At 65.0% G+C, this 16307-nt stretch carries 12 protein-coding genes; 3 read left to right on the top strand and 9 right to left on the bottom strand.

Annotated features, from left to right (window positions below):
* Window positions 1-499, top strand: a 499-nt coding sequence (locus MEU52_RS14405) for a Fic family protein (RefSeq protein ID WP_443267080.1), incomplete at its 5' end; no start/stop codon positions are given.
* A 289-nt stretch (window positions 500-788) separates the two neighbouring features.
* On the opposite strand, the gene MEU52_RS14400 is transcribed toward MEU52_RS14405, so the two are convergent.
* Window positions 789-1694, bottom strand: coding sequence for a toll/interleukin-1 receptor domain-containing protein (locus tag MEU52_RS14400; protein ID WP_238123139.1), 906 nt, complete (start codon window positions 1692-1694; stop codon window positions 789-791).
* A gap of 246 nt (window positions 1695-1940) precedes the next feature.
* Here MEU52_RS14400 and MEU52_RS14395 point away from each other — a divergent pair, with 246 nt between their 5' ends.
* Window positions 1941-2987 (top strand): nucleoid-associated protein, encoded by a 1047-nt coding sequence (locus MEU52_RS14395; protein ID WP_238123138.1) that lies wholly within the window; start codon window positions 1941-1943, stop codon window positions 2985-2987.
* Window positions 2953-4392: a hypothetical protein gene (locus MEU52_RS14390; protein WP_238123137.1), complete on the top strand. Its 1440-nt coding sequence runs from the start codon at window positions 2953-2955 to the stop codon at window positions 4390-4392. The genes MEU52_RS14395 and MEU52_RS14390 overlap by 35 nt, the downstream gene beginning before the upstream one ends.
* A gap of 107 nt (window positions 4393-4499) precedes the next feature.
* On the opposite strand, the gene MEU52_RS14385 is transcribed toward MEU52_RS14390, so the two are convergent.
* The 8 genes from MEU52_RS14385 to trbK-alt all read right to left on the bottom strand — a co-directional run bounded on the left by MEU52_RS14385 (window position 4500) and on the right by trbK-alt (window position 16302).
* Window positions 4500-5969: a hypothetical protein gene (locus MEU52_RS14385; protein ID WP_238123136.1), complete on the bottom strand. Its 1470-nt coding sequence runs from the start codon at window positions 5967-5969 to the stop codon at window positions 4500-4502.
* Window positions 5970-5971: 2 nt separating this feature from the next.
* Window positions 5972-10933 (bottom strand): AAA domain-containing protein, encoded by a 4962-nt coding sequence (locus MEU52_RS14380; RefSeq protein WP_238123135.1) that lies wholly within the window; start codon window positions 10931-10933, stop codon window positions 5972-5974.
* A 550-nt stretch (window positions 10934-11483) separates the two neighbouring features.
* Window positions 11484-11714 (bottom strand): DUF2274 domain-containing protein, encoded by a 231-nt coding sequence (locus MEU52_RS14375; protein ID WP_238123134.1) that lies wholly within the window; start codon window positions 11712-11714, stop codon window positions 11484-11486.
* Window positions 11711-12922, bottom strand: coding sequence for a TrbI/VirB10 family protein (locus MEU52_RS14370; protein WP_238123133.1), 1212 nt, complete (start codon window positions 12920-12922; stop codon window positions 11711-11713). The genes MEU52_RS14375 and MEU52_RS14370 overlap by 4 nt, the downstream gene beginning before the upstream one ends.
* A complete protein-coding gene (gene trbG, locus MEU52_RS14365; protein ID WP_238123156.1) occupies window positions 12919-13914 on the bottom strand; it encodes a P-type conjugative transfer protein TrbG in 996 nt (331 codons plus the stop codon). Before trbG ends, MEU52_RS14370 begins: the two co-directional genes overlap by 4 nt.
* Window positions 13915-13955: 41 nt before the next feature.
* On the bottom strand, window positions 13956-14645 hold the full coding sequence (gene trbF, locus MEU52_RS14360; protein ID WP_238123132.1) for a conjugal transfer protein TrbF: 690 nt from the start codon (window positions 14643-14645) through the stop codon (window positions 13956-13958).
* Entirely contained in the window at window positions 14642-16024 is a 1383-nt protein-coding gene (trbL, locus tag MEU52_RS14355) for a P-type conjugative transfer protein TrbL (protein WP_238123131.1), read from the bottom strand. Before trbL ends, trbF begins: the two co-directional genes overlap by 4 nt.
* Window positions 16021-16302, bottom strand: a complete 282-nt coding sequence (trbK-alt, locus tag MEU52_RS14350; protein WP_238123130.1) for a putative entry exclusion protein TrbK-alt — start codon at window positions 16300-16302, stop codon at window positions 16021-16023. Before trbK-alt ends, trbL begins: the two co-directional genes overlap by 4 nt.
* Window positions 16303-16307 lie beyond the last annotated feature (5 nt).

Below are 16307 nucleotides of genomic sequence, written 5' to 3'. Positions count from 1 at the left end.
CCACCCCTTCGAGGATGGCAACGGTCGGATCGGTCGCGCCGCCGCGGAAAAGTCCCTCGCGCAGAATATCGGACAACCGACGCTGATCGCACTCGCCCATACCATCGAGCAGCACCGCAAGACCTATTATGAGCAGCTGGAGGTCTATCAGCGGACGCTCGATATCACGGAGTGGCTGGTTTACTTTGCCGAGACGATCATCGCGGCCCAGCGGATGACGCTCGGCCGCGTCGCCTTCCACATCGCCAAGGCGCACTTCTACGATCGCTTCCACGACAAGATAAACGACCGGCAGGAGAAGGTGATCGCCCGTCTATTCCGCGAGGGTCCCGGTGGCTTCACAGGCGGCCTGAGCGCAGAGAACTACATCACGATCACCGGCACTTCACGCCCGACCGCCACGCGCGATTTGCATGATCTGGTTGAGAAAGGTGCCCTGACGCGAACCGGTGAGCGCCGCTATACGCGCTACCAGCTGAATCTGCCGGGAACAGCTTAGAAGCCAGCTGCAAGGTGCCAAGTCGAGGTGGACAGGTGGCTGAGTCATTGGCGATCCCAGTTTCACACACCATCAAGGGGCGAGCATGATCGCGAATGAAGGGAGTTCACAGCGTCCGATTCTTGCGGAGAATAAATGCCTCCACAGCGAATGCCTTGTGGGTTTCTCGGGAAGCGGTGACCGATGGGCCTTGTAACTAGCATTCCCAAAACTGGTTGAGAGACCTATTCCAAGATCGGTAACATAGTCTTTTGAGCGCCATCCGACGCTGGATGTCACCGCATAAACTCTATGACTCTAGCGTAGTGTTTTCGAGGGTCGCTTGCGAGGCCGAGGCTCCGATCATGCTCCCCAGCAGGCTAGCGATCTCGTCGATGGTTTTCGTGGCGGTGCTCAGAGCCACCTTATCGGCAAGCGAAGGGCTGAACTTCCTGACCTCGGCGGCGGTCACCCTATGCCAGAGTGGCAAGATGCGGCTCTCGCCGGCAATTTCCTGTTGCGTCAGCCCGTCCAGCTCTCGTTGTGTCCAATCTTTCTTGAAGAAGGTCTCCGATAGCACCACCACGCCGAAACGGGAGCGGGCGATGCCCTTGTCAATGGAACGTCGCAAGCTGTCCCCGACCTTCAGCGTCAATTCGTCGTACCAGACTTTGCAGCCCAACACGCTGAGCGCCTCCGCGAGTGGTCGTGCCACCTCATCCTTGTCTTCCGATGCATGCGAGATGAAGAAGTCGTAATCCGGCTCCTCCGTGGGCTCCTTCGCGAACGTGGTTGAGCCAACCTGGGTGATCGAGCGCGATGTGGACGCGATGGAGCGCTGGAGGTCATCTGCGGCACGGCGCTGCCGATCGAGCTCTCGCTTGTTCTCCTCGCGCAGGCGTTTGGCTTGGTCGGCCTCTTCTTTGGCCAGCCGGGCACGCCTCTCGCTGAGGGATTTCTCCTTGTCGGCTAGCTTACGCATCAGGTCGGCGTCCGTACTGTCGATACGTGATAGCTCATTCTGGAGGCCCGACAGGACCTTTGCTTGATCGGCGGCTTTGCGGAGATCTTTAGCGGACGCCATCGCACGCTGGGCCCTGTCGACTTTCGCCATGACGTCACTGCGCTTTCGCGCGATATCGCCGCGCTTCTTTTGGAGCTCGGCGATGTCGCGCGTCAGACGCGAGATCTCAGAGGACAGAGAGGTTATCGACATCGGTCTCCACCTGTTGGCGACCGAACGCCGCTCGGGCGAAAAGATGGCTCTTCGCTAACTTGAATCAAGGCAGCAGGGGCATTCGGTTCGCTTGAATAGAACATATAGAGAACATATGGTGCCGTGGTCAACAGCTTCGTTTCAGCATAGGCCAACCTGGCGTTGCGCACGGTCAATCCTTGCCCGAAGCTGCGGGAAAAGCCGCGCTATCGGTCTGAACGCGGTGGGTAGGGCATGGGGGATGGCATGGGGTTTCTATCGGACGAAGAGAAGGCCTCGCTCCAGATTCGGCGCATGATCTTCCATGTCGTCGGCAAAACGTTGGAGGAGCCGATCCTGCTGGAGGAGATTGCGCCGCCCCAACACACGGATTTCTTCATCGACCGCGTCAAGTCGGCGCTGAGGGGCAACCTGTTCGAGTTCCGGCCCCGATCCGACGCCGAGCGCATGTTGCGAGAGATCAGCGACAACTCCGACACGTTCACGGGGCAAAGCCAGGCCTTGGCGTTGGAGTTCCAGAAGCAACATTCCGCGCCGACGAGCGTAGGGGTGTTCTTCGTCTTCGAGCTTGGGGTCGGAGCGGCAAGCCCGGTTTACGCCCTGATCAAATACGACAATGAGGACGTAGTTCGGTACATCCTTAGGAACGGCGACGAACCTCAGGTGCCGCGGCTCGAACGGTTCCAGGAAACGTTCGTCCGTAAGCCCGAGGCGATGCAGAAGATCGCGTTGGTTCGCCTCGGCGCCAGCACGGGCGGGCGCCTGATGGTGCGGGATCGCTCCAACACGGCCCACATTTCTGACTATTTCGAGCGCTTCCTCCAGGTGCGTCGAGTGAATTCGCCGGACGAGATGAGTGGAAAGCTGGTCGAGGCGTTCAAGGCCACCTTCAAGGAGCACCGGACCTCGCTGCCCGAGGAGATCAGGCGCAGCGGCGTGAACCGCATTTATGAGGTCCTGCGTCAGGGGCATCGTTTCGATCCGGAGGCCTTCGAGCCGATTCTCACCGCGATCTTCGGCCAAGTTCCCGAGGACGCGCCGCTTCGGCGGACCCTCACGCGCAACCTCAGGCAGCACGGGGTGTCCGAAGAAACCTTCGACATCAACCCTGAGAGAGTGCAGAAACCACGCAAACACCGACTGGAGACGGACGAAGGCACGCAGATTCTTTACGACGAGGATCACCAACCCATGGTCCGCGACCGTGAGGACGGCCGTAAGGAAATCTTGATCGTCACCACGGGTCTAAAGGTTGACGATGTCGATATCGACACAGGTACACGCCGCCGTTGAGGCGAGCCGCGCAGCCGCCGATTTGCGTATCGGCGAAGACCCCGGTAGGCTGAGCCTGTCCGGATCGCTGACGCGCGCCGCGCTCGATGCTTGGCAGATCGCTTCCGATGCCGCTCCGGACTGGCTGTCGCTCTCCTGCATCGATTCCTCGGACGACCCCATCCAGCCCCGAGACGCGGTCGAAGGCGATGGGGTCCGCATCACCGTGACGTTCGCGTCGAGCGCGAACGCGCCTCACCTGTTCACGCCGGAAGGTTGGCGATCCTTACTGCTCAACGACGCCCAGGTGTCTTCGAGCACGGCGGTTCGGCTCGCCTTCGACGAGGGGCGCTTCAGGAGCCGAGCTTTCGACGTCGCGCCATGGGAGAGCGCGCCCGCCGCCGGCCCCGACGCGCCTGCGCCGCGCGATGGGAGCCCGAGGCGTCAGGTCCGATCCCAATCGTCGGCCCTGATGGCGCCATCCAGGATCGAGCCATGGGTCGCTGAGGGAGACCATGGTCGCGGACCGGCCTGGCAAGCGTGGGCGGCGATTTCCACCTCGATGATCGCCCGGTCGCTCCCCAACGAGCTCTATATCGAGGGCGATGAAGAGCGCGTCAGCTTGGCCGGACAACCGCCGCGGCGCCTTGAACTCGGTCAGTTCGGCGTCGCCGACGCCCCGTTCGCGGCTCTTCAACAGGCGGCTGCATGGGTCTATCTGGAGGGGACGGACGTCGAGGTTCGCCACACCTTTCTTTCAGCCGAATTGGCTCGGGAATGGCCCTCGGGAAAATCGTTCGCGGACGGCTTGAAAGGAAAATTGGAATCGTCGCTCGATTCCGCTCGACTGCTCTACAAGGCTCATCTCCGGGCCGGCAGCAAGGACACCTTGAAGGCCTTGGCGGATCTGCGGAAGACATTGGCTGACGACGTCCAGAAGCTCGTCCAGCAGGCCCGCGATCTGTCGAGCGCAGTATGGCGCGACGTCGCTGTTGCGATCGGCGTCATGGCTGTTCGCTTCGGCCTCGACGCTGCGAAGACGGTGCCGTCATCCTTCGCTTTCTCGACGATCTACCTGTTGGTCGCCGGTTATTTCATCACGTCGTTCTGGCTGACGACGTCGATCAACCGACGCTTTCTTACATCGCTCGAACAGAGCCGGGCCGCATGGCGAACCAAGCTCTACGCATTCCTGGATGATGACGACTATCGCGAGCTTGCCGAGACGCCGCTTTCTGAGGCGATCGAAGACTACCGGCTGACCGAGCGCCGGACACGTCGCGTAGTCGTAACCGTAGCCCTGCTGCTCGTGCTCGCGACGCTCGTTGAGGCAGGTGTGCTCGACGTTTCGTTGATCATCAGATGGACCTCGACGCAGATGATTCGGCTTTGGGATATAGCGTCGACCTTTATTCGGTCTCTCTAGGCTCCCTGATCAATCGATAGAACCATTTTCGGGGCAGGCGAACGACCCACTCGGTCCGCGCAACGCGTTACACCGTCCGTCGCGCCGCTCCAACGATCGCGTCGTGCTCAATCCTGATGTTGGGATAGTGCCGCCGCCAACGCCCGGTAAAGGCCGTCATCTGGGATGTATGCGCCGAGGTGATCCAGCACATAGTGCTCCGCCCGCTGCACGACCGCCGCATCAAAGCTGACGAATCCCAGAGGAACCGCAAAGCCACGGGGGGACTCGATGGGAGCATGCACAAGCGCGGCCACCGCCACCTCGGGTACGAGCAGGATTTCGAGCGGGCCGGGAAAGCCACGAACGTCGCTCGTCCCGATGACGTCAAACGCCTTTTCGATGTAACGCGGTGGGCGCGGCGCCGTGAGACATACCGCTTCCATGGTATCCGTCTGGCCGTCGGCGCGCTGTGCGTTCCAGCGTGTCCGCATGCCGGCGACCGCGTCATCGAGCAACGTTGTTGCATTCCACCACGGTACCTGCGGCGTGAGCCACAGAGAGAAGGACGGCGCGGCCGGGTGCTGGCGCGATCCGTAGTCTAACACATCGAAGAGACGCGTCCGGTTCTCCGGCAGCAAGAGCGAGCCGACGACCGGTGCTGTCTTGCGGTCTGCCCGGACATCGCCGGCGCGCGCAATGGCTTCCCGGTAGTAGCGGGTGATGGCAAGTCCATCCCGCCTCGCAAAATCATTCAGGAACTCTGGCGCGAGGCGGAGAAGGACGTCATAGGCGTCCGCGTCGCCCTCGCTGCGCGACAGCTTCAGCCCGTCGACAAACGACGCCACCGCGCTCACGATTTCCGGCCGGTCCGCCTGTTCATGCTCCGGCCGCCAATCGTTCAGGTCGTTCTCTTCCGAGCTCGGATATGCGGCACGGGCCCGCACGACGGTGCGCACCGTGCTCAGGAAGCGGCTGCCCGGCGTCACCGGATCGACCGAATAGAGGTCCTTCTTCTCACCCTTGTCGCGCTCCCGCCGGTCGGCGATTTCCAAAAAAAACTTTCGGAACGCCTGAGGAACGCGCGCCGCTGCCGACCCCGCGGCCTCCTCGTCGAGGATCGTCAGCTCGCCAAGCCCGAGCTCGAACTCCGTGAGAAAGCGGGCGCGCTCGGGCGCAAGCGATAAGAGATCGAACCCGACCTTGCTGCGCCGCGACTCCACCGCGAAGATTTCCGGCTCCGCGCTGCCGTCCCGAAACAACCCGTCCCCGACGGCCGTTAGCCAAAGCCGTCCGTCACGCCGCTCGACGTAGCCTGGCGTCTCGGCCTCGGCGAGCACAAAGGACATCTCGCGTACATTGAAGCCAAAGAAAGCCGCGGCGTCCGCCTCCGACATTCCCGGAACGGCCTTTACGAGCCGCAGCAGGAACTCGGTCGTCAACGACGTGCGTCCCAGGACGGCGACTTTGTGATCGACGAAGAAGTTGCGGCACGGCAGGAGCACGTCATAGGTCGCAAGTTCGATCGGACGGTCCTCCTCCGGATCCACCAACCCCTGGCTCTTCAAATGAAGCAGCGAACGCTTTTGGATCGCCATCCTCAGCCTCCCGTGCTCGTCTTCTTGCCGCGCGGCGTGCCCGTCGCGGCGCTCACAACGTCGGAAGCGCTGCGCATGACGGCCTCGCCATTGGTGAGCGCCTTGGCGAAATTATCCGCGAGACGCCGCATCGGCCCTCCCTGCCGCCACCGCGTGTTGCCCCCGACGATCACCAGCCGATCCATCGCCCGGCTCACGGCGACATTGATGCGGTTGCTGCGTGACAGAAATCCCTCGCGTACCGTCGCTACGCCCGCCTGCTGAATGCCGTCTGCGTTGTTGCGCACCAGCGAAAGAATGACGATCGGATTTTCTTTCCCCTGATAGCTGTCGACGGTGTCGATCTTGACGTGCCGCAACAGCGTGTCACCGTGCGGCGTCTTCAGAATCCGGCTCCTCAGATGATCCCGCTGCGCGGCGTACATGCAGATGACGCCGATACCGTGGGGATATTGGGCCTGTGTCGTGAGCCAGTTGCGAAACGGCTCATGCTCGTACCATCCGGTGAGGAGGGTCAGGATGCAATCCGCTTCGACCCGGTTGCTACGGCTCGTTCCTCCTGCCTCGGGGCTTTCGAAGCCCTGTTCCCCCAGGCTGTCCGTCGCGATCCAGGTCAGAGGAACGCCGAGATCGTCCGGGAGCACGCCGGGGGGAACCTCCGGCGTGTCCCGCCCATGCTCGAGGTCAATCTCCGGATAGAAGGTATCGGACACAAGCCGTCCGATGGGCGGCAGCATCCGGTACTGCGTTTTCAGCTTCTTGCCGGCGGCAGCCCCATAGGCGGTCTCAAAGACGCGGGCGAAATCGCTGCGCACAATTTCGCCTTTCGGGAAGCCGGCCCGTGCGCCCACTTGCTGCACGACTTCCGGCTTGTGCAGCGGCTCCAGCTGCGCCTGGTCGCCGACCAGGATAATCCACCGGCCGGCCTGAAGCGGCACGGACAACTCGCTTGCCGTGCAGCGCGCCGCTTCATCCACGATCACGAGATCGAATGGCGTGCTCGTGAGCCCCAGCGAGGGCCGGCCAAGTCCGACGCACGTCCCGGCCACAATCTGGCGCGTACCGGCGAGGAACGGCTCGAAGCTCCGTTGAGCCGTTGAGGCGCTTGTTACAAAGTCGCGGGCAATCCTGCTCACGGTGCGCAGCCTTGCTGCGCTGGCTGCGCTAACGCCCGGCTCTCCCTTGCGCCGCGCGACAAGGGCGTCGGCGGTGCTGTCCACGAGCGCCATCACGTCGCTGTCCGGCCCCGGCAACTCCTCGGGCAAGCCGAGATAGGACAGGTGGGCCCGCAGGGTCTGACGAAGGCCGTCAACCCGACTTGGATCCGCCTCGGCATCGCTGGCCAGGGCTGCCATCCGCGCGCAGACTGGCCGCACCGCCGATTCCACGAACAGGAGGTCCTCAACGAGGCCTTCCGGGAGGCCGAGTGCGGCGCCGGCGATGTGAAGGCGCTCGCTGTGCTGGGCGCGAAAGCGGTCCTTGAACGAAAGCTCGGCCCGTCCGGTATGATAGGGGAGCAGCCGATCGGACACGACGCCCTCCGCACCGACACGCAGAATGCTTGGCTCGCCGCCGGATCGCCGAAAGAGCGCCAGCACGGCTTCCGCCGCGTTGTTGACGGCTTCGTGCGACTGGCTCGCAAGCAACACGTTGCGCGCCAGTCCCTTCGCCAGGGCGTAGTGCGTCAGCGCCGCAATGAACTTCGTCTTGCCGGTGCCCGGCGGCCCCTGCAGCAATCCAAGGGGCCGCGCACCGAGAAGAACGCCCAGCGCCTCTTTCTGACTCGGATTAAGCCCATAGCCATCCACCAGCGCCGCATCCAGGACGGTCGTCGTCGTAACGGGAAGCACACGCTTGCGTGGGTCGAAGACGTCAATGAGGCCCGGAACGCGCGACGTGCGCGACAGCATCTTCTCAATCGCCCCTTCGCGCCGGCGAAGGCTTTGCAGCTCGAAGTGGCTGGTGAAGCGCAGCCGCTGGTTTTCCTCAATGATCCGGGCTTGGTGGGGGTTTGCATATTCGGTTGGATCAATCACGACCACCCCGAGCTTGGACCGGGCGGTATCCAATTCGCCAACGCGGCGCCAGATGCCCTTGGTATCGAGCTTTTCCACCCCCACCTTGTCGGCCCGGTCGAAGTCGAACGTTCCGCTGGACAGCTCGAACGGCACCACATGGCGCCTCAGATTGCGGTCAAAGAAGGCATCGGAAAGCGCCACCCCTTCTGTCGTAAGCTCGGCCTCCGCGTCCATAAGACTGCGCCACAGCGCCGGCACGTCGGTATCCGCCGTCCGGACCGCGGGTGACGCCGCCGCGATTTCTTCCACAAGCGTGTCTTCGGCAACGTCCCCGAGTTCTTCCTGGTCGGCGGGCGCGTCGTCGTCGGGCGCCCCGGCGCGCCCCGGCGTGCGCGCGCGGCCAAGCGCCTCCCGAACATCCGCATCCTCGAGGAGCCCGGCGAGCGCCTCGAAGTCATTAAGATCGGAGCGTTCGACCGTGATGTCGGCCGGGATCGACTTGAATTCATATTTGGCGATGCGCGCGATCCATCCTTGATTGACCGGTCGCCGGCGTCCCGAGCGCGGGACGCCGTTGACGTCGAGGCGGATCTCGATTTCCTCCCCGCTGCCACGGATGAAGAGCGCCGCGATGCCCTGGCCGGCACGCAGATAGACGCGCCCTTCGTCCGGAAAGAGGGGACCGGTCTCGGCGCCCCGGATCGATAGCGCGATGGACAGGCGCGGCGCCTCGGCGCACGGCGTCAGCGCGGCATCCAACGCTTCCGCCAGCGGTGACAGGGTGGCGTTCCGCGGCACCCTGTCCCGGCAGGTCGCAATGGCGGTCGCGATGGACGCCGCGGCCGCTGCCTCCATAGCGCTCCGGGCAAGAACCTCTTCGACAATCTTCGTGACGGCAAAATTGTCCCGTTCCTGCCGGCTACCGCTGTCGGGCGCATAGGCGTTCGAGACAATATCGCCATCCCGCGCCGGCGCGAAATCAATCGTGTCGACCAGGACCGGTTCGGGAGATTCTCCCTCCCGGACGATGATGTTATCCGGCTTCAGGTCGCCGTGCGCCGCGCCCCGCGCATGAAGGTCCATCACGATGGTGGCGAGACGCGCCAGAAACGTCAGCGCGGCATGCGGGTCGTGCCAGGTGCCCGGCGTCGACGCGAGACTACCCGTCAGCGTCTCGCCCTCGATCCAGTCCTGCACCAGCACGATCGCGTCGCCGAGCCACAACACATCCCTGACCGGCGTGCAGCCGGGCGGCGGCGAGAGCTTCAGGTCCAGGGCACGGTTGAGAAAGTCGAGAATGCGAGCGCTCTCGCGGGCCTGGTCGCCCCAGGCCTGACGCTTCCACATTTTCACTTTGACGGGAGAGCCGTCCCGCGCGCTCCGCCACATTTCAACGATATCGCTCGAAGCGATGTCCGCGACGGCGGGATAGGAGCCGAACAGCTGCCGCTGCGACCGGATGCTCCCGCGAAAACGGTCAAGGCCCTCGATCACCTCCTTGGGCGTCGGTCGCGATGCCGTCGCCGCATTGAATGCTTCGAGTGCGGCGCCGGCATCGGGAAAGCGGGATGCCGGGTCGATCTCCAGGGCGTTCGCGAACCAGCGGTGCAGCGGCTCAAACGTCAGGTCGCCGTCGATCGCGGCGTTCCAGTCCGGCGGATTGCCGGGGGACGGGCTTGCCGGGGGGCGCCCGAACAGAATCTCGTGAACCGCAACCGCGGCCAGGAACACGTCCTTCGTCTTGGCACTGAAATCGTCGCCAAGCACATCCTCGGGCGCGGTCACGGTCGAGAGGAACTGGTAGCGCGCCTTGCCGAGCGAGGCGACTTCAGGAAACTTCGCCGCGAGCAGATGGGAAATCCGGACTGTCGATGGCGCCTCAAGCCACACGCTGTGGCTGCCCAAGTCCAGATGCGCCGCCTCCGACATATGCAGGGCTTTGACACGCGCGAGCAGCTGGCGCGCCAGTTCGACCCGATCCTGCGGGGAGAGATTGGCCGCTTCGCTGGAGACGAAGTCGCGCAGCCGCTTCAGGCGTCGCCGGCGGTCATAGACCTCCCAATAGTTGACGCTCTGATTGGGGTCGGCCGCCTTCGGAACCAGAATCCAGTTCTCGCAATCCTCGCTCCGGTCACGGAGATAGTAGAAGACCTTGCCTTCGCGCCCGGCAATCTCCGCACGGCCTTCCTCGGTCTGGAAGCGCCCATCCGTGCAATTGGCGAAGTTCCACAGCCGCAAGGTTCCCAGGTTTTGCGGCGTGTTCTCTTCTTCCGCCTCGTACTCCCGGTAAATATCCGCCGGATGCTGGAAGGTGGCCTGGTCCGACGTGGCCACATAGCGGTCGTAGCGCAGCCGCCCGGGCTTGAACGGTCCTGCTTTCACGTTGAGAAAGCTGGCAAAACGGGCTTTCCAGACCGCATCCGTCAGTGGGGTCGCCACGATTTGCGGCGCCACATTGCCAAAGGTCGCGCGCCGCGCCTGTTCCGAGCCCGCGATTCTCAGAAAATCGTCGATGGCAAAGACCTTGCCTCTTTCCGTTGCGGCAATCCCCGACACGTCTGCCTTGCCGGTAATGACCACGACCCCAACGATCTTGGGAACAGGAGCGCTCGCGCTCTCCGGGCGCCTCCGCAGTTCCGACGTGAGCAGGCGCAGAACATCCTTCTCGTTGGCGTTAATCTTCGCGACCGGCGACGGCCCGGTATCGCGCCCGTTGTGCAGCCAATTCCCCGAATCGCTTTCGATTTTCCCGGACCAATCCTTGAGATCGATCAGGAACACGACGTGATCCGTCACCATGATCACGTCGATCTCGCGTGACCGCCCGATTCCCGTGGCAAGTTCGAGATTCGTAAAGGCGTACCAGCTCCGTGGCAGCGCTCTTAAGCGGTCGACTCCCTTAACCTCCCGGACGTGGACACCGCGTCCACAGTTTGTGACCTGCATCGCTTCTCTCCGCCCACCCGCGGGCGGGAAGGCTACATTGTTCACCTAGAAGTAGGCGCGCGGTCCGTATTTGTCTCCGAGTTTTAGTCGGTGCAGTGGTCCGTTCCGTGAATTCCACAATCTTACGGCGATGCAGCCGCGTACCAGCTGAACCCGTCCCTCGGCCTCCGGACGAAACGGCACAACCTTGCCTCACGTGGGTCATTGATCTCCACGGGAGACATCCCTCGGGGTCGCCGCGACTCGCGTTTTTGATGGATGGCCAGCCAGCCGCCATCGGCAACGCTTTCGCGCTGCTACCATCGCGACTTTCACCTTAAGTAAGGCTTGGCCCACACCGGTCCACCGCCACCCGGCTCGTCAGGCAGCGATACACGACGAGGTGATGGGCATATGAGCTTTTTAGCATGGGGATCGGCCAATCGATCCGCACCTTCTGGCCTATGCAATGATTAAGCCCCGTAAGGGAATCTGGACAAACGTTAGACGGCTGCAAATGGTACCCAAAATAGGCCCGTGCCGGGCTTTGTCGACCGGCCGTAAAGCCGAGCTAGCGATCCAATCGGGTTTGCTTCGCCTTCCGGAAGCCCTTGTCGCCCGTCATGAATCGCTGGAGCATGGGTGCGATCAGCTTGGCCGGGTCGAGCGGCGCGGCCTCGCCGCTGGCGCGAGTCAGGATCTCGGCATAGGCGACGAGATCCCGATGAACGGCGGCCGGCAACTCCACGGTGATCTTGACGGGCTTGTCGTCCGGGATGGCGGAGAGCCTGAGCTTGGTCATGACGGCTCCTTCTGTTCGTAGGGCTTCATCACCAGGTCGCGGCGCACGATGACGCGGACGGGGAAGCCCGGGCGGATCGTCAGGGTGGGCTGGATGTTGAGCTGGCGACGGACGATCTGCCGACCGACGTCGGATGCCGTGTCCTGCCCGCTTTCGCGGATCGCCTTGGCGATCTCGTCCTCGCCGTCGCTGGAGCCGAGCTCGGTGCCAATGCCGAGCAGCGTCGAGAGCAGCGCGGCGCGAAAGAGCTGACCCCAGTGATAGTCGACCTCGTCCTCGAGCCCAGAATAGCCCTGGGTGTCGGCCCCCTGAAGCCGCTCCAGCACGATCGACGTGCCGTCCGGCATGACGATGCGGTTCCAGACCAGGAGGACCCGCGATTGCCCGAAGGCGACCTGGCTGTCGTATTGGCCGATCAGCCGGGCGCCCTGCGGGATGAGGAGATGGGTGCCGGTCGGGCTGTCATAGACATGGCTCGTCACCTGCGCGGTGATCTGGCCGGGCAGATCGGACTTGATGCCGGTGATGAGGGCGGCCGGGATGACGGTTCCGGCCTGCACCACATAGGGGGAGGCCTTCTCCTGCACCCGGTCGGGGCTGACCGTGCGGCGGTCGGTGGCGGCGTTCACGAAGGCGAGCTTGCGGTCCTGCATGTTCTGCGCGGAGCCGGCGTCGAGCGGCGGTGGCGGCTCGGTCGGCGCCGTCAATCCGGTGGCCGGATCGATGGTCCCGGCCCTGGTCGCGGCCGGCGTGTCGGTGGGCCGCACGCCGCGGCTCTCGGTGAAGAGTCGGGCGACGCGCGCGGATTCGATCTCGGCGAGGCGGCGTTGCTCCTCTGGATCGGCACGCGGGGCCTGGACGTTCGGCGGCACGACGGGCTTGCCTTCTTCCTGCGCCCGCAGGATCGGGCGGCCGAGATCCCCCGGCAGCGGCGGGCCGAGCTTCGGAATGCCGGCATAGTCTCGTGGCAGGCCGGCGAGCCCGTCGGCGGGCTGGCGGTTCTCTGTACTATAGAGTTCGGTCGGGGGCTGGCCACCGCGCCGGCTGGATTCGAGCGCCCAGACGAGCGCACCGAGGATGGCGATGGAGCTGACGCCGCCGAGGCCGATCAGGACGCGGCGGGAGAGCCGCGTCACGCGCGGCGCGTCCGGCCGCAGGCGCAGCCTGGCGCGTATGTCCCCGCCGCCCGGGGTCGGGGCATCCGTCATCGGAACAATCCCGCGCTGCGCACCGGCCGGCCATCGGTGCGCACGATGCGCACGCGCTTCTCGCTCGCCTTGTCACCGAAGCGCAGCTCGGCGGCGGCGAACAGCCGGTCGACGACGAAGTAGTTCTGGCGGGCGCGGTAGTTGACCAGCTCGGAGTCGCCGGAGGCGCCGATGACGAACAGCGGCGGCAGATCGCCCTGGGCGATGCCGGACGGGAACTCGATATAGACCTTGGCACCGTCGTCGAAGGCGCGCAGCGGCCGCCAGGGCGCGCTGTCGCCCTCGATCGTGTAGCGGAAATTGAGCTTGGAGATGTCGACACCGGTGGCGACCGGCTGCATTTCGGCAGCACGGGCGTTCTGGCGGCGCAGCGCGATCAACTGGTCCTGCGGATACTGCCAGGAGACCGAGGCCATGTAGGTCTTCTCGGTCGAGCGCAGCTCCATGTGATAGGTGCGCAGGTTGGTGTTGATGACGAGGTTGGTCTGAAGATCGGGCCGCGTCGGCTTGACGAGGATGTGGACCTGTCTGGTCTCGCCGACGCCGCTTTCCGTGTCGCCGATGATCCAGCGCACCGTGTCACCGGCGGCGACCGGGCCAGAGCCGACGAGCTGCTCGCCGGGCTGCAAGGCGACGTCCGTCACCTGGCCGGGCGCGGCATAGACCTGATAGAGCGCGCCGGTGGCGAACGGATAGACCTGCACGGCGTTGATGAAGCCGTTGCGCACCGGCTGGATGCGGGCGGCTTCGTTCGCCTGGGTGATCCGTGCCTTGGGATCGGCCGGCTCGGGCTTCCGCGTGCTGCTGGCGACCGGCTTCAACTGGCCCGGCAGCGGCAGCGGCTTTGGCAGTTCCACCACCTTCACCGGCCCGACGGGATCGGTGAGCTGCACGGCCGGCGCCGCGTCGTCGTAGTCGATGTCCGGCGGGATGAATTTGTTGGCGCAGCCGGCAAGCGCCGTCGCCGACATCAACGCGGTCACGAGCGCCATCGCGCGATGGCGCGTGCCCGCCCGCTTCTTCCTTGCCCCCTTCATGAACCCAGCTCCTTCGACCAGTTGATGGCATTGATGAAGACGCCCAGGGGATTGGCCCTGAGCCTGTCGGCGGTGCGCGGCGGCTGGATCACGACCGTCACGATGGCGGTCCAGCGCTCGGTCGCGGCGAGTTGGCCGTTCTCGTAGCGGCGCTCACCCCAGGCGATCCGGAAGGAATCCGGCGAGGCCCGGATGACGGACGAGATGTCGACCGAGATCTGCTGGCGGCCGACCTTGGCGAAGGGGTCGTTCGCCCGCGCGTAGTCGTTCAGGGCGATGGCGCCGCGGTCGGTGGTGAACTCGTAGGCGCGCAGCCAGTTCTGCCGGACGACGACCGGATCGGCCGGGATGGAGCGGACCTGCTCGATGAAGCGGGCGAGATGCCAGACGATCTGCGAGTCGGTCGGCTGGTAGTCGGTGATCGCCGAGGCCACGGCCTGCGCCTCGCCGAAGCGGTCGACCTGCACCACCCAGGGGACGACGGTTCCCTGCGTCGACTGCCAGACGAGCGCGGTGGCGAAGCCACCGGCGAGCACGAGCGACCCGAAGGCCATCAGCCTCCAGTTCGCGGCTTGCTGGCGGGCGGAGCCGATGCGCTCGTCCCAGACCTGTGCGGCCTTCCGGTACGGGGTTTCTGGTTCGGGCGTGCGCGCATAGCGCACGGACGGACGCTTGAAGAGGTTCATCGGCGGTCATCCTGATCGAGGGAAACGGACACGGACCCGCCGCCGTGGTCGCCGGAGCGGATGGCATGGGCCGCGGTGCTGACGCCGTGCTGGACGGCCTGGCCACGCTTCATCCGTTCGGCCCAGGCCGGCGGCTGCGAGGACGCCGCGTCGGAACCGGAGGCGGCGGACGGAGAGCTGGCGGCGCCGGCACCGCCGGCGGCATCGCCACCGCGGGGGTTGACCTCGTTCCGGCCGCCGGTCGCCTTCCATGCCCCGGCCTGGCCGGCGGCGTAGCTGCTGCGCAGGGATTCACCGGCGCGGGACGCCATGTCCTTGCCCTTGTTGACGGCAAGTCCGGCTCCGGCCTTGGCCACCGCGGCGAAAGCGGCCGCGCCGCCCCCGGTTCCGGTCGAGCCCACGGAAGCGTCGCCCAGCCCGTAGGCGGTGCGGACGCCGCCCGCGAGCGCGGCGCCGCCGCGCGCGGCTCCGCCGATCGCGCTGGCGGCGCCGCTCAGACCCGCACGCGCGCCCATGGCGGCGCCCGCACCCATGCCGGCGACGGCAAGGCCGGTGCCGACCGCGGCGCCGGCGCCGAGCTGCGGAGCGCCGGAGACAAGGCCCGTGGCGATGCCCGGCCCGAAGATCGAAAGGCCCATGAGCGACAAGGCGCCGAGCATGAGCGCAAGTGCATCGGTGATGGTCGGGGTCTCGGAGAAGCCGGCCTTGAACTCGTTGAACAGGCCGGAGCCGATGCCGACGATGACCGCGAGGACCAATATCTTGACGCCGGAGGCGACGATGTTGCCGAGCACCTTTTCGGCGAGGAAGGCGGTCTTGTTGAACAAGGCGAACGGCAGGAGCACGAACCCCGCGAGCGCGGTCAATTTGAACTCGATCAGGCTGATGAAGATCTGGACCGCGAGGACGAAGAAGGCGATCAGCACGATCGCCCAGGCGGTCATGAGCACCACGATCTGCACGAAGTTCTCGAAGAAGCTGATGTATCCCATCAACTGGCCGGCCGCCTCGAGGATGGGATTGCCGGCATCGATGCCGACCTGCGCGACGCGGCCGGGCTGGAGAAGCTCGGAGGCCGAGAGCGAGGATCCACCGGCCTTCAGGCCGAGACCGCTGAAGGACTGGAAGACGATGCTCGCGAGCCGGTTGAAGTTGCCGATGATGAAGGCGAAGAAGCCGATATAGAGGGTCTTCTTGATAAGACGCTGGAGCACGTCCTCGTCGGCGCCCCAGGCCCAGAACAGGCCGGCCAACGTGATGTCGATGGCGATGAGGGTGGAGGTGAGGAACGCGACCTCTCCGCCGAGCAGGCCGAAGCCGGAGTCGATGTAGGAGGTGAAGGTCTCCAGGAAGCGGTCGATGACGCCGGTGTTGTTCATGGGCGCGGCCGCTCCTCACGGATTCCGAGGAAGTGGCGGCGGCTCTCGGCCCACGCCTTCTTGCAGGAGGGATCGTCGAGGGCGGCCACGCCCATGTCGCGGCAGCGGGCGAGTTCGCCCCCATCACGTGCGGGAGGTTGGGGCTCGCCGCCCGGAGTGTGGAGCGGGGTGGCGGGGGTGTGCTCCACGCCGGCCTCGCGCAGCGCCACGACGGCGATCGTCATGGCGGCCCCGAGGGCGAGGACGGCAATCATCCGGGCGGCGATCCTGAAGTCCATGCCGG

This window comes from Xanthobacter sp. NM-25, assembly GCF_022138605.1.
In the GTDB taxonomy this organism is placed as follows: domain Bacteria; phylum Pseudomonadota; class Alphaproteobacteria; order Rhizobiales; family Xanthobacteraceae; genus Xanthobacter.
The sequence above is the reverse complement of the archived record's forward strand: the minus strand, read 5'-3'. Positions and strand labels throughout refer to the sequence as shown.